Genomic DNA, 13,086 nt, shown 5'->3' on the forward strand with positions numbered 1-13,086 from the left:
TCATAGATAGTTTGGTTGTTATGAGTCGACAGGCATGCCTGCGAGTGTGCGGAAAAGTTCGTTGTTCAGGATCAGCGACAGCGCCATTCCGAAAATAATGCCGGATAATATCTGTATCCAGCTCAATTTCTGGACCCTCAAAAGCTCGATCACCGCAAATGCGATGACTAATATAATAAAGACGATAATGAGTTGCCCCAATTCGAGCCCGACATTAAAACCGAGCAAAGGATTAAAAATGTCGGCTTCCTTGCCCAGCAACGCTCTCAGGTAGTTCGAAAAACCCAATCCGTGGATCAAGCCGAAACCCAATGCAAGCGGATACCTGAAAGCCGGAGCCTTCTCTTTCGGGGCATAGGCATTCTTAGGTATTTTGTAAAAAAAATTGAGAAAAGCTGTAATGAGTATGGTAATCGGGATCAGCAGCTCGATCACGTCAGGGTTGACATTGACATATCCCAGTGTGGATAATGCCAGCGTGATGGAGTGTCCTGCCGTAAATGCAGTTACCAGTACGATGACTTTTTTCCAGTCTACCAGCGTGTAGACCGAGCATATGGCCATGATGAAAAGAATGTGATCATAGCCGTTGGAATCAGTGATATGGTTGAATCCTAATTGAAGGTAAGCCTGAAACTCCGACATTAAACTAGGGTTAGGAATATGTGACGCCGGACAATTTAATTGTCAAGACAAAAATAGATAAACCCGAAGATATTTCTTTCGGGAGTGGAAACCAACAATGTGGTTAAAATGCTACAAGGTGCAGCCCGGTTATCTATTCTACAATTCCCTGGCCTTTTTCGGCACCGAAGTCGTCGAGATCATGTACAAACCCGTTGATGACCGCATATTTCACTTTCCCCCCTTTTTTCAGGATGAACGTGGCGGTGGCGCCCAGGCCCGGCGTGCCGGTCGGTACCGCTTGCCCGCTTCTGAGAATATGCAATGGCGCGGTGGTGAAGTACAAGCCCAGCGCGCGGGTGTTCGCGTCGGGTGCGAGGCGTACGTACGTGTAACCTTCTTTAAGCAGGTTCAATGCATTCAGCTTGCTGATTTCACTGACATTCTTGAATGCGGTCGGATAAAGCTTCCCCTTTTCGATGGTAAGCCCCGTAGCATCGACTTCCTGGCTGCCATACTGTGGGTGAAGGTCGCCGAAATCTTCGATCTTGCTGTAATAGAAGAATTTGCTGGCATTCGCGTAGTTGACCTCCGTGCGGTTAATGCCCAAGTCGGCCGTAAACGATTTGCCCGACTGCCGCACGGTTGCATTGCGTACCACGAGGTCGTATACCCAGCGGCCGTTTTCGGGGATGTTGTAATATTCCTCGCGGTTCTCTTTGGTGAGTGAATTGTCCGAAATCTTGTCCAATGCCGACAAAATGGCCATGAAATTCAGCTGGCGGATATATTGCTTCTCGGGATCGCCCACATAGCCGCCCGATTCGATCAATACCAAGGTAGTACCCCACTTTTGTACATTATCCCCGAACCCGCGCGGCTCGTGGTCGTCGGAGTAGCGCGCTACCTGGCCCGGGATGTACTTTTGAAGGACCTTATTCATGCCCACAATGAGCTGCATCGAGCGCTCGCGCACATCGTTGATCGATAGTTCATAATCATAGGAAGTCGCCAGGAAGGAGATCGTTGCTACTTTCGGGCTGCGGCCTGCCGAGTAACGTGGGCTCTGGTCGTGGAGGTTGAAGCCGTAATCCGGTTTCAGACGGTCCACAAGGCTTTTCAGGATTTGTGCTTCGGGCGTCTGGCGGGCGGCGGCGTCGCGGTTCATGTCGATGCCCTGCATGGTCCGGCGCTGGTAGCGTTCGGCCCCATCGGGGTTCAGCATGGGGACGAAATAGAGGGTGGTATTGTCGAGGAGTTTCTTGCGGAGGTCGTCGAAGCCATCGTCTTTGCCTTCGAGGAAATTGAAAATATCGAAGCTCGCCATGGTAGCCGTCGGCTCGTCGCCGTGCATTTGCGTCCACAGGAGCACTTTCTTCTTGCCGTTCCCGACTTTGATCATCTGAATGGTCCTTCCTTCAAAGGATTCGCCCACTTTCTCGATCTGGTACAGGGCGTTACCCTGCCGTTTTGAGATGAGAGGAAGAATGTCTTTTTGCTTGAAACGGCGCTGGATCAGGGAAGTTTCGCGGTAGGTATCGTGAACTTTGAAAAGACGGTCGGCAAGTTCTTTGGATTGTGCCTGGGAATCAACGGTAATCAAGGTAATGAGCAGGAAAAATAGTGGCAGAATGATTGGTTTTGTCATGGTTCAGGGCCATTTGTTAACCGCAAGGTACGAAGTTTTCTCTAAGCAAATTTTAATGTAATATTTACGCCGTTTGTTAGCCGCTTATTGTAATTTTTGCTTACATTTGTGGCATGTTAACAGCTGAAACATATCATTTGCATCATAGCCTCTCGGCTTTCGGACGTCTAGGGTGATGTGTTTTTGCAAGTAGTGTTGTAATAAGGTTGAATACATAGTATCCCAGAAGCCCGATTGTTAAGATCGGGCTTTTTTGTTGTCGATTTCAAGCACAAATTGGTATGAAAACCGTCATTATCAAATACAATGCAGGCAACGTGCAGTCGGTCATGTACGCGCTCGACCGCATCGGCGCGAGCTACCTCTATACCGACGATGAAGCCGAGATCCGCTCCGCCGACAAGGTGATTTTTCCGGGTGTGGGCGAAGCAAGCACCACCATGAGCTACCTCCGGAATGTGGGCCTCGACAAGGTGATCCCTTCCTTGAAACAACCCGTGTTTGGTACCTGCGTGGGCATGCAGCTCATGTGCCGCTTTTCGGAAGAGAACAATACCGAATGCATGGGCATTTTCGATGTGGATGTAAAGCGCTTCCCGGCAAATGCAGGCCTGAAAGTGCCGCATATGGGCTGGAACAATATCTCCGGTTACCAATCTCCGCTTACCGCGGGCCTGCCCGATAATGCGTACGTCTATTTCGTACACAGCTATGCGGCGCCGATCTGCGAATACACTGTCGCCAGTTGCGATTATGCATTGCCATTCAGTGCGATGCTGCATAAGGATAACTTTTACGCCGCCCAGTTTCACTGCGAGATCAGTGGCAATGCCGGACAGCAAATCCTCGAAAACTTTCTCAAACTCCGATAAAAACAGCCTGCCCTAATCCATGATCCAGATTATCCCCGCTATCGACCTGATTGAAGGCAAATGCGTTCGCCTCACGCAGGGCGATTATGGTCAGAAGAAGATTTACAATGAAAACCCGCTGGAAGTAGCACTGCAATTCGAAGACGCGGGCTTGAAAAGGCTGCATTTGGTAGACCTCGACGGTGCGAAGGCTAAAAAGGTCATCAATTGGAAGGTGTTGGAGAAAATTGCTTCCAAAACTTCACTACATGTCGACTTCGGAGGCGGCGTACAATCGGACGATGACCTGAAAATCGCATTCGAAAGCGGTGCAAAGCAGGTTACCGGCGGCAGCATTGCCGTGAAACAGCCTGATTTGTTCGAACATTGGCTCAAAACTTACGGCGGCGACAAGATCATTCTCGGTGCAGACGCTAAAAACGAGAAGATCGCGGTGAGCGGCTGGGAAGAAGGAACGGCCATTTGGGTCTATGATTTTGTGGAAGAATACGTGGAAAAGGGCGTGAAATACACGATCAGTACCGACGTAGCCAAAGACGGCCTGCTGCAAGGTCCTTCTTTTGATTTGTATAAAAACCTCCAAGACAAATGCCCCGACCTGAACATCATCGCCAGCGGCGGTATCGCGGGTATCGAGGACGTGGAGAAACTGGCGGAAATGAATATCTATGGTGTGATCATCGGTAAAGCGATTTACGAAAACCGGATCAGCCTGGCCGATTTACAGCGTTTTTCAGTTTAAAATATGCTTACAAAACGAATCATTCCCTGTCTGGATGTAAAAGACGGCCGGACGGTCAAAGGGGTCAATTTTGTGAACCTGCGCGATGCCGGCGACGCGGTGGAACTTGGCGCGATGTACGCCGCGCAAGGAGCCGACGAGCTGGTTTACCTCGACATTACCGCCACTGTGGACGGTCGTTCGACATTTATCGACCTCGTCCGCAGAGTAGCGCAGACCATTAATATACCTTTTACAGTCGGTGGAGGCATTTCCTCGATCGCGGATGTATCGGCGCTCCTACATGCAGGCGCGGACAAGGTTTCGATCAACTCCGCCGCCGTGCGTAATCCCGACCTGATCAATGAGCTGTCGCTCGAATTCGGCAGCCAGTGCATTGTGGTGGCAATTGATACGCGCTACATCGAAACGGAAAACGGTTTTGAGCACATCGTGCATACGCACGGAGGCAGGAAAGCGACGGAGATACGTTCGATCCCCTGGGCGAAAGAAGTGGAGGAGCGGGGTGCAGGCGAAATCCTGTTGACTTCCATGGATACCGATGGCACAAAGAACGGTTTCGCATTGGAACTGACTGCGACGATTTCGGGCAATGCGAATGTTCCGGTGATTGCCTCCGGTGGTGCGGGTAATATGGAGCACTTTTACGACGTATTTACAGCAGGGAAAGCCGACGCCGGACTGGCCGCAAGCATTTTCCACTTCCGTGAAATCGATATTCCGGATTTGAAAGATTACCTCAAAAACAAAGACCTGCCGATCCGGATGACCCGGTAGTGGCGCGGAGTTTTATCAAAATATACAAAACCGGCTGACCGGCACGCGCCGACGTTGCGGATAATCCGGGATGTTTTAATTCATAACCAAAAATGAGCGAGACGTTTTCATCCATTGATTTTAATAAATCGGCCGACGGCCTGGTACCAGCTGTCATCCAGGACGTAAATACCGGTAAGGTGCTGATGCTGGGCTATATGAACGCCGAAGCGCTGGAAGTTACCAGGCAGCAGGGGACTGTTACTTTTTTCAGCCGCAGCAAGCAGCGCCTGTGGACGAAAGGTGAAACGTCGGGCAATTTTCTGTTTGTAAACCATATTGCAGCCGACTGCGACGGCGACACGTTGCTCATTAAGGCTACGCCGGCGGGGCCTGTTTGCCACACCGGTGCGGATACTTGTTTTGGGGAAAAAAATAGCCAGCCGGAAATTGCTGACACACGTACAGGCGAGGCTGCATTTCTGAATTACCTGCAGAAAAGTGTGATCCGCGAAAGAAAACGGAACCCGTCGGATGCGTCTTATACGACCAGCCTTTTCAAAAAAGGGATTAATAAAATCGCGCAGAAAGTAGGGGAAGAGGCTGTGGAAGTTGTCATCGAATCGAAGGATAATGACGACAATCTTTTCAAGAATGAAGTATCGGATTTGCTGTTCCACCTGCTCGTTTTGCTGGAACAAAAAAACATTGACTTAGATGAGGTAATTGACGTACTTCGTAGCCGTCACCAATAAAAACCAGATCTATATGAAGCTGCTCCTGCGTCTTATTATCAGTACTTTGGCGGTAATGGTTGCCGCAAATTTGGTACCCGGGGTTGTAGTAGCCAGCACAGGCACAGCCATTATCGTGGCGATTGTACTGGGTATTCTCAATACATTCCTCAAACCGGTCCTGCAAATCCTCGCATTACCCATCACGATTCTGACGCTGGGGTTGTTCTATTTCGTCGTCAATGTTTTCATTATTTACCTGGCTGCGTCGCTCGTCGACGGCTTCCGGATCGACGGTTTTATTTCCGCATTGTTCTTCGGCCTGGTGATGTCCATTGTCTCCGCCATTCTTGGTATGTTTTTGGATTAATGTGAAAAAAGTCTGTTGTTCAGACCTTAAAACGTTTCACATGATTTGAAATATACCGCTATGCTGAGTCAACTGGAAGAAATCAAGGACACCCTTTTTAAATATTTCGAAACCAGGATCGATCTATTTAAAATCGAGACCCGCGACAAGATCGAGCGGGCTGTGGTGATTGGGGTTTACGCCGCCATATTGTTATGCATTGGCCTTACGATCCTGATTTTACTGGTCATTCTGCTCGGGACATTCCTGAACGAATGGCTGCATAGTGATTATCTCGGGTTTGTGATATTGCTCGGTATTTTCATTATCAAGCTGGCGATAACCATCACCTGGAAAGAAACCTGGATCAGGCTGATCCGGAAAATAATCGTTCGTTTTGTCAGCACGAAAGAGGAATAATGCTTTTTGGCTGCTTTATTTGGCAATAAGTTTCCCTGAATTGCTATTTTTGGATTCCTTTTGAAAAATTCTCTGACGCTATTTAAACAGATATGAAATGAGTTCTTCAATAGATTCTTCGGTTAAAATCACTAAGCCGTTTTCATCGGATACGGACAAGGAGAAAGAAGGTTTGTTGCAGGACGCCGATCTGTACCGCGACAAGCTGGAAACGCAATGGAGCGGACTTAAAAAAGAGGCGACGGAATACGGCAAGCAGGCGCTGATCATCGGCGGGGTAATGGCGACGACATTCGTGGTCATGAATGCATTGCTGCCAAAAGGAAAAAAGAAAAAGGAAATTTTGGTCGAGCCGGTTGAACCTGTCGAGAAGAAAGTCACCAAAATCAAAACCCAGTCTGCGGTCGGACAAGCCGTTCAAAGTTTAGCCTGGACATTGGCTGTGGGGTGGGCGCGCCAGAAGCTGAAACATTTTATTGAAGACGAACGAAAAACCGAATGAAAGCAGCGAAACACCAAATCGCAGACCTCCTTTCCGAACGTAAGGCCGAAAAAAGGAAATCGTTTGCTGTTCTCCTTGATCCGGATAAAATTAACCTTTCCACATTTCCGAAATTCCTCGAATACGCGGCCGGGCACGGTGTTGACTTCTTTTTTGTAGGCGGCAGCCTCATTACCAACTACGCCATCGACAAGCTCATCGCTGCGATTCATGAATATACCAGCATTCCCGCGATACTTTTTCCCGGAAGCAGCCTGCACATCGAGCCTACTGCCGATGCCATTTTACTGCTTTCGCTGATCTCGGGCCGCAATCCCGAGCTGCTCATCGGCCAGCACGTTATTGCCGCACCGTTATTGAAAAGAAGCAACCTCGAAGTATTGCCGACAGGCTATATGCTCATCGAAAGCGGCAAGCTTACGACCGTATCCTATATCAGCAATACCACACCGCTCCCGCGCGACAAGCCGGGCATTGCGGCATGCACTGCGCTCGCGGGTGAATACCTGGGTCTTCGGAACATTTTCCTCGATGCCGGCAGCGGCGCATTGTTCCCCGTTCCGGGTGAAACCATCGCAGCGGTACGTGCAGCCGTAGACACCCCGATCATCGTCGGTGGAGGGATCGACTCCTATGAAAAAGCTGACGCTGCATTGCAAGCAGGCGCGGATGTGATCGTGGTCGGCAATGGCATTGAAGCTAATCAGGAATTGCTGCCGGAAGTAGCTGCCTGTGTGAAGGCTTACAACGAAAAGTTGCAGAGTGTGTAGGGGGATAGGGGGAATTAATAGGACAAATTAAAGCGAATTAAGAATTTTCTAAGGAAATTTTAAGTTCTTGGAAAAATACAAACTCAAAATTTAGGAATATTCAATTCGTTCATATTACCTTTGCATCGAACCTTAATTACACCCAAGAAATGAAAAAATTCTTTGCATTTGCGTTTGTTGCCGGGATGGTAGCTTTCGCTGCTTGTACTAGCAAACCTGCTGACGAATCAGCTGATACTACTGCTGTAACTGTTGAAACTCCTGCTGTTGATACAACTGCAGTTGACACAGCTGCTGCTGCTGCTGACACTACTGCTGCTGATACTACTAAGAAGTAATCAGACGTACAAGTCGAAAATCTTGAAGAGCCCTATGAAAGTAGGGCTTTTCTTTTTTTATTCGGGGTATGAAAAACGTGTCTTTGGGTTCGTATGTGCCGGAGGGGGCAGCCGAGTATTGCCAGGAGTTGTATCGCATCCACCGCTTTGATTTCTTTCTCTCACGCCCGCGCCGCACCCGCCTGGGCGATTTTACAGTAAAACCCGGCATGATTCCCCGGATCACCGTCAATGTTAATCTGAATCCTTACAGCTTTCTCATTACCTACCTGCACGAGGTGGCGCATTGCGTTGTTCATTACAAATACAAAGGCCGCGGCCGCAGGAGGGTGGCGCCGCACGGTGTCGAATGGAAGCACGAATTCAGGGAATTGCTGGCGCCGGTCATGCATGAAAGTATTTTTCCGAAAGACATTCTCGTGCATTTGCTTCGTTATGCTCAAAATCCCGCCGCCTCTACCGGCGGCGACCAGAAACTTTTTAATGCGCTCAGAAAATACGATGAGCAGGAATTGAATACCGGCAAAGTATGCCTGTTTCAGTTGGACGAGGGAACCAACTTCGTTTTCCAGAACAGGACGTTCACACGCGGAACGCTCAGGCGTACGCGCGTGCTCTGTACGGACAAGGCCTCTCAACGTCTCTACACGATCCCTGCTCATGCATTGGTTGAAGCATGCTGATGTCCGGAAAATGGCCTGCCGAACAGTTTTAAGCTGTCTGGCGGTGCTGGTTTCTCTTATTTCCTATGCACAAAAATCGGTATTGTCGGAAGGACAGTGGTTCAGGCTGGCTGTAACTGAATCGGGTATTTACCGTGTGGATGCGGATCTGTTGTCCAAAATGGGGGTCGATGTTGCCACTGTGCGGCCGGCCGGGATCCGCATTTACGGAAACGGCGGAGCCATGCTGCCGCAATCCAATCAATCGGGATATGTGAATGCATTGACGGAAAATGCGATCTGGGTCAGCGGTGAAGAGGACGGAAAGTTCGACAAGGGCGATGCCGTTTATTTCTATGCGGAAGGCCCGCATATCATTCAATACGATGCTGCGAAAGCGGAGCTCCGGCATCAGCTCAATTATTATTCCGATTCGAGTTTCTATTTCATCACATTTACTGAAAATAATGGGTTGAGGGTAAAACCTGCGGCCGGCCTGTCCGTCACCGCTTCCAAAACAATCAAACAATTTGACGACTACTGGTATCACGAAACAGAATCGTCCAACACACTCAAATCAGGCCGTGAATGGTGGGGCGAATACTTGGGAAGCCCCTCGGGCTTCAGCATAAATGTGTCATTGCCGGGTGTGGTATCCTCATCGGATTTTAAGTTGAGAACATCGACAATCGGCGCCGCGCAAGTGCCTACGCGCTTCGTATGGCAAGTGAATGGCGGCGAGGTAGGGCAGGAGGCTATCGGCACGGTAAGTCCCGGTACGTATGACGTAAAGGCGCTGCAAACCGGGAATACGTATATTGTGAAGAATGCGCCGGCTTCGGGCAATTTTACCATTGGTGTTACCTATAATAAGAACGGTCAAAGCTCAGCAGAGGCTTATCTCGATTACGTGGGCTTGCAGGTAAAGCGGGAATTGAGGAATTACGAAGGGCAGCAGATCTTTCATTTCCTGCCGCAGTCGACGGATACCGTTACCTATCAGTTTGCAGGTGCTTCCGACGGTTTCAGTGTTTGGAATATTACAAACTCACTTACGCCGCTTTCAATATCGCAAAAGGATGCGGCGGGCTCTTTCCGGTGGACTGCCGCAGGCGCCAAAACCCTTCAGAAATACATTAGTTTCGAACCGGGAGCCGCGTTTCAGCCGGTAAACTGGCAACCGGTCGCCAATCAGAATATCGTTGCATCGCCGACGCCTGACATGCTCATCGTTACGCCTGCTGCGTGGGCGTCAGAGGCCAACCGCCTTGCCGCGTTCAGAAATACCCAAGACGGTCTGGATGTACTCGTTGTCACCACCGAACAGATTTATAATGAATATGCTTCCGGCCGGCCGGACATTACCGCAATCCGTGATTTTGCCAGACAACTTTACCGGAAGGCACCGGGTAAATTGAAATATCTTCTATTGTTCGGCGATGCAACGTACGACTATCGAAATCTCGTCAATAACCAATCGGAGGCACAGCGCGCCGTGTGGGTGCCCGTGTATGAGAGCAGGGAGTCGCTGAACCCTGTTTATACGTACTCTTCCGACGATTATTTTGGTTTTATGGATGCTAATGAGGGCGATTGGGACGAGACTACGGCCGGTGACCATACGGTGGACATCGGCATTGGCAGGTTACCGGTGAAATCGTTGGCAGAGGCAAAAATTGTGGTCGACAAGCTCATGCGTTATGAATCGTCCTTCGGGATATGGAAGAATAGCGTGCGGTTTGTGGCTGACGATGGAGATGGGAATATCCATCAACGCCATGCTGATCAGCTTGCCAGCCTTATTCAGGGCAGGATGTTTTCGACCAGATCGTTCCTTGACGAGGTCCCGCAAACGACCACCGACGCAGGGCAAAAAGCACCGGCCATTAACCAGGCGATCCGAAAGGCGATCGATAATGGCACGCTGATATTGAATTACACGGGACACGGTGGCACGAGCGGCTGGGCAGAGGAACAGGTGTTGACATTGGCAGATATGCTTTCGAGCAGGGGAATGGACAATTTGCCGCTACTGATCACCGCTACCTGTGATTTTGGCCGTTACGATGATCCGGGTGTCGTATCCGGCGCAGAACTGATGGTTTTGAGTCCGAAAGGAGCGGCGGTTGGGGCGATCAGCACCACCCGGCCGGTTTATTCCAGTACCAATTTTGCTTTGAACAAAGCTTTTTACGAGGCATTACTGAATGCGAAACCGGGCCAGCGGCTGGGAGATTTTTTTAAATACACAAAAAACAATGCGCTTGCCGGTAGTCTGAACCGGAATTTCACACTACTGGCCGATCCGTCGATGACACTGTCGCCCGGAAGGAAGGGGGTCCGGTGGAGTTCGCCGCCCGATACCCTGCGTGCTTTGCAAAAGGTTACGCTGAGAGCTGAAATTTTCGATCCGGTGACCGGAAAGGCTGATGGCGATTTTAACGGAACTGCCAGATTGCTGATTTACGACAAGCCGATCGAATTCCGCACGCTCGGGAATGAAGGTACCCCGGAAACCTATACCGAATTCCGTAGCAAGCTTTTCGACGGGAAAGTGACAGTAAAAAGCGGCCGTTTGCAATGCCACCTGCAAATTCCGAAAGACATCGACTACCGGATCGGCCTTGGGCGGGCGAGTGTGTATGTGGTAAGCAGCGACAGCACTGAGGATGCTTCGGCGCAACTGGCATTGGTGGTTGGCGGAAGCGCCGTTCAGCAGAAGGACACCATTCCGCCGAAGCTGACGGGTTACCTCAATACCCCCGCTTTCCGGGATGGCGACACCGTCGAACCGTCGTCGGTACTGGTGTTGCACATGAGCGATGCGAACGGGATCAGTATTTCGCGTGCAGGTATCGGCCATGATATTACGATGACATTGAATGATACGCAGACCGTAGTTTTGAACGATTATTATGTAGCGGATTTGGATAATTATCAATCGGGTAGTATCAATTATCCGTTAAATAATCTGCCTGCCGGAAAATATATTGTCCGTGTAAAAGTGTGGGATACGTATACTAACTTTTCTGAAATAGCGTTCGGGTTTCTAGTAGGTCCCGCCAAGGGAATAGCGCTCAGCACCTTTAATATTTACCCTAACCCATTTCAGAAAGACCTTGTATTCGAGCTGGGGCATAACCGGGTAAATGAGGACGTAGAATTAATTTTTAATATATTGCTTGTTAATGGGCAACGTTTGGGCACTTATAAAAAGCTTTACTATAACAGCGAACCGGTTATCAGGGAAGTGCTGGACGTGGCGCAGTGGCTGAGGACGGTACCGGTGGATCAATCCCTGGTTTATCATTTAGTGATCAGATCGTTAAAAGACAATTCTACCGATCTGAAAGCCGGTAAGTTGATAAGGTCTCCTTAAGATAATAAAACTTATCAAATTTTTAGTAATAACTATCTTTCATTGTATTTTTGACCCTTTAAAGAAGCTGATACAGGCACTTCCTATCGCAAATCCAATTTCTATGAAACTTTTTTTTGTTACATTATCCTCACTATTCTTTTTAACATCAGGTACGCTTTTCGCCCAGCAGGATTCTACCAGAAGAATACCAGCATCACCACTTTCCTTTCTGACATTTGCCCCTGATGCTAGAAGTGCAGCAATGGGAGAAGCCGGTGTAGCACTCAGCCCGGACGCAAATTCAACCTATTGGAACGCAGCGAAGCTTCCCTACAATACCAAGGATTTTGGCATTTCAGCTTCTTACACACCATGGCTCCGTTACCTGGTTGATGATATGTGGCTCGGTTACCTTACAGCCTACAAGAAATTGGGAGATCGCCAGGCAGTAGCGCTTTCTGTTAACTATTTCAACAACGGCGAGCTCGATTTGCGTGATGCGGTAGGTAATAATATTGGTTATTTTAATTCTCGCGAAGTCGCTATCAACGGAACTTACTCTCGCCAGCTGGGCAGAAACTTCTCAATGGGTTTGACCTTGAAATATATCTCTTCCAACCTTGCCGGAAATGCGGTAATCAATAATGTTTCATTGAGCCCTGCACGTGTAGCAGCGGGTGATATCAGCGCGTATTACAGAAAACAATTCAAAAATGAAGATACCGGCAGCGAACTCGTTTGGTCGTTGGGTGGTGTACTTTCAAACCTGGGTGGTAAGATCAACTACGGTTCCAGCACAGAAACAGAAAACTTTATCCCAACGACGCTGAAAATCGGTACCGGTCTGTCGTATACCGGCGATGGAAGAAACCGTTTCAATTTCATTATCGATTTCAGCAAATTGATGGTGCCTACACCGGACGGCAAAACCAATATCAATACAAAACCATTGCTGAACGGCGTATTCGGCTCGTTCTCGGATGCTCCGGACGGGTTTAAAGAAGAGATCCAGGAAGTAGCGATCGCGACTGGTCTGGAATACTGGTATAATAATATCTTCGCTTTGAGAGCAGGTTATTTCGGAGAGAACAAAAACAAAGGCGACCGCCGCTTCTTCACTGCCGGTGCAGGTCTTCGTTTTGCAGACAAATGGGGTGCCGACTTCGCTTATATGTTCCCGACAACACAGGGAAGCCCGCTTGCACAAACATTGCGTATCACTTTGTCGCTCCAGTTGAACAAAGCTGAGAAGCTCGATGTAGGCGACAGCGAAAACTAAGCCTTAACAGAAATTTAATTATTCAGAAC

General features: G+C 49.1%; 14 protein-coding genes. 12 read left to right on the forward strand and 2 right to left on the reverse strand.

The genetic code is table 11. From position 1 onward, the window contains the following. Positions 1-18: 18 nt before the first annotated feature. Positions 19-645 (reverse strand): HupE/UreJ family protein, encoded by a 627-nt coding sequence (locus ACQ4MZ_RS07920; RefSeq protein ID WP_430844127.1) that lies wholly within the window; start codon positions 643-645, stop codon positions 19-21. Positions 646-778: 133 nt separating this feature from the next. Beyond that, a complete protein-coding gene (locus tag ACQ4MZ_RS07925; protein ID WP_430844128.1) occupies positions 779-2,272 on the reverse strand; it encodes a M14 family zinc carboxypeptidase in 1,494 nt (497 codons plus the stop codon). A 281-nt stretch (positions 2,273-2,553) separates the two neighbouring features. Between ACQ4MZ_RS07925 and hisH the strand changes: the two genes are divergently transcribed. The 12 genes from hisH to porV all read left to right on the forward strand — a co-directional run bounded on the left by hisH (position 2,554) and on the right by porV (position 13,057). Continuing rightward, positions 2,554-3,144: an imidazole glycerol phosphate synthase subunit HisH gene (gene hisH, locus ACQ4MZ_RS07930; RefSeq protein ID WP_430844129.1), complete on the forward strand. Its 591-nt coding sequence runs from the start codon at positions 2,554-2,556 to the stop codon at positions 3,142-3,144. Between the two features lie 19 nt (positions 3,145-3,163). Continuing rightward, positions 3,164-3,886 carry a 1-(5-phosphoribosyl)-5-[(5-phosphoribosylamino)methylideneamino]imidazole-4-carboxamide isomerase gene (hisA, locus tag ACQ4MZ_RS07935; protein ID WP_430844131.1) on the forward strand — a complete coding sequence of 241 codons (723 nt, stop codon included), beginning with the start codon at positions 3,164-3,166 and terminating at the stop codon, positions 3,884-3,886. A 3-nt stretch (positions 3,887-3,889) separates the two neighbouring features. Continuing rightward, entirely contained in the window at positions 3,890-4,663 is a 774-nt protein-coding gene (gene hisF, locus ACQ4MZ_RS07940) for an imidazole glycerol phosphate synthase subunit HisF (RefSeq protein ID WP_430844132.1), read from the forward strand. Between the two features lie 92 nt (positions 4,664-4,755). Next, positions 4,756-5,397 (forward strand): bifunctional phosphoribosyl-AMP cyclohydrolase/phosphoribosyl-ATP diphosphatase HisIE, encoded by a 642-nt coding sequence (gene hisIE, locus ACQ4MZ_RS07945; protein WP_430844134.1) that lies wholly within the window; start codon positions 4,756-4,758, stop codon positions 5,395-5,397. Positions 5,398-5,410: 13 nt separating this feature from the next. Next, positions 5,411-5,746: a phage holin family protein gene (locus ACQ4MZ_RS07950; protein WP_430844135.1), complete on the forward strand. Its 336-nt coding sequence runs from the start codon at positions 5,411-5,413 to the stop codon at positions 5,744-5,746. Between the two features lie 60 nt (positions 5,747-5,806). Further along, complete coding sequence (locus tag ACQ4MZ_RS07955; RefSeq protein ID WP_430844136.1) at positions 5,807-6,145, forward strand: phage holin family protein; 339 nt, start codon at positions 5,807-5,809, stop codon at positions 6,143-6,145. 97 nt (positions 6,146-6,242) lie between these two features. Then, positions 6,243-6,647: a hypothetical protein gene (locus tag ACQ4MZ_RS07960; RefSeq protein ID WP_291203180.1), complete on the forward strand. Its 405-nt coding sequence runs from the start codon at positions 6,243-6,245 to the stop codon at positions 6,645-6,647. Then, positions 6,644-7,417 (forward strand): geranylgeranylglyceryl/heptaprenylglyceryl phosphate synthase, encoded by a 774-nt coding sequence (locus ACQ4MZ_RS07965; protein WP_430844138.1) that lies wholly within the window; start codon positions 6,644-6,646, stop codon positions 7,415-7,417. The genes ACQ4MZ_RS07960 and ACQ4MZ_RS07965 overlap by 4 nt, the downstream gene beginning before the upstream one ends. A 149-nt stretch (positions 7,418-7,566) precedes the next feature. Then, on the forward strand, positions 7,567-7,755 hold the full coding sequence (locus ACQ4MZ_RS07970) for a PG1828 family lipoprotein (protein ID WP_430844140.1): 189 nt from the start codon (positions 7,567-7,569) through the stop codon (positions 7,753-7,755). Between the two features lie 68 nt (positions 7,756-7,823). Beyond that, the gene (locus ACQ4MZ_RS07975) at positions 7,824-8,438 is read left to right on the forward strand and encodes a hypothetical protein (RefSeq protein WP_430844141.1); all 615 of its coding nucleotides are present in this window, start codon (positions 7,824-7,826) and stop codon (positions 8,436-8,438) included. Continuing rightward, positions 8,416-11,796: a type IX secretion system sortase PorU gene (gene porU / locus ACQ4MZ_RS07980; RefSeq protein WP_430844142.1), complete on the forward strand. Its 3,381-nt coding sequence runs from the start codon at positions 8,416-8,418 to the stop codon at positions 11,794-11,796. The genes ACQ4MZ_RS07975 and porU overlap by 23 nt, the downstream gene beginning before the upstream one ends. A 103-nt stretch (positions 11,797-11,899) precedes the next feature. Next, on the forward strand, positions 11,900-13,057 hold the full coding sequence (gene porV / locus ACQ4MZ_RS07985; RefSeq protein ID WP_430844144.1) for a type IX secretion system outer membrane channel protein PorV: 1,158 nt from the start codon (positions 11,900-11,902) through the stop codon (positions 13,055-13,057). Positions 13,058-13,086: the final 29 nt, after the last annotated feature.

Origin of the sequence: Dyadobacter sp. BHUBP1, assembly GCF_050587785.1 — a bacterium.
GTDB lineage: Bacteria > Bacteroidota > Bacteroidia > Cytophagales > Spirosomataceae > Dyadobacter.

Bases quoted from the DNA above. Each gene is read 5' to 3' on its own strand.
- ACQ4MZ_RS07920 (WP_430844127.1), bottom strand. From the start codon at position 645: ATGTCGGAGTTTCAGGCTTACCTTCAATTAGGATTCAACCATATCACT.
- ACQ4MZ_RS07925 (WP_430844128.1), bottom strand. From the start codon at position 2,272: ATGACAAAACCAATCATTCTGCCACTATTTTTCCTGCTCATTACCTTG.
- hisH (WP_430844129.1), top strand. From the start codon at position 2,554: ATGAAAACCGTCATTATCAAATACAATGCAGGCAACGTGCAGTCGGTC.
- hisA (WP_430844131.1), top strand. From the start codon at position 3,164: ATGATCCAGATTATCCCCGCTATCGACCTGATTGAAGGCAAATGCGTT.
- hisF (WP_430844132.1), top strand. From the start codon at position 3,890: ATGCTTACAAAACGAATCATTCCCTGTCTGGATGTAAAAGACGGCCGG.
- hisIE (WP_430844134.1), top strand. From the start codon at position 4,756: ATGAGCGAGACGTTTTCATCCATTGATTTTAATAAATCGGCCGACGGC.
- ACQ4MZ_RS07950 (WP_430844135.1), top strand. From the start codon at position 5,411: ATGAAGCTGCTCCTGCGTCTTATTATCAGTACTTTGGCGGTAATGGTT.
- ACQ4MZ_RS07955 (WP_430844136.1), top strand. From the start codon at position 5,807: ATGCTGAGTCAACTGGAAGAAATCAAGGACACCCTTTTTAAATATTTC.
- ACQ4MZ_RS07960 (WP_291203180.1), top strand. From the start codon at position 6,243: ATGAGTTCTTCAATAGATTCTTCGGTTAAAATCACTAAGCCGTTTTCA.
- ACQ4MZ_RS07965 (WP_430844138.1), top strand. From the start codon at position 6,644: ATGAAAGCAGCGAAACACCAAATCGCAGACCTCCTTTCCGAACGTAAG.
- ACQ4MZ_RS07970 (WP_430844140.1), top strand. From the start codon at position 7,567: ATGAAAAAATTCTTTGCATTTGCGTTTGTTGCCGGGATGGTAGCTTTC.
- ACQ4MZ_RS07975 (WP_430844141.1), top strand. From the start codon at position 7,824: ATGAAAAACGTGTCTTTGGGTTCGTATGTGCCGGAGGGGGCAGCCGAG.
- porU (WP_430844142.1), top strand. From the start codon at position 8,416: ATGCATTGGTTGAAGCATGCTGATGTCCGGAAAATGGCCTGCCGAACA.
- porV (WP_430844144.1), top strand. From the start codon at position 11,900: ATGAAACTTTTTTTTGTTACATTATCCTCACTATTCTTTTTAACATCA.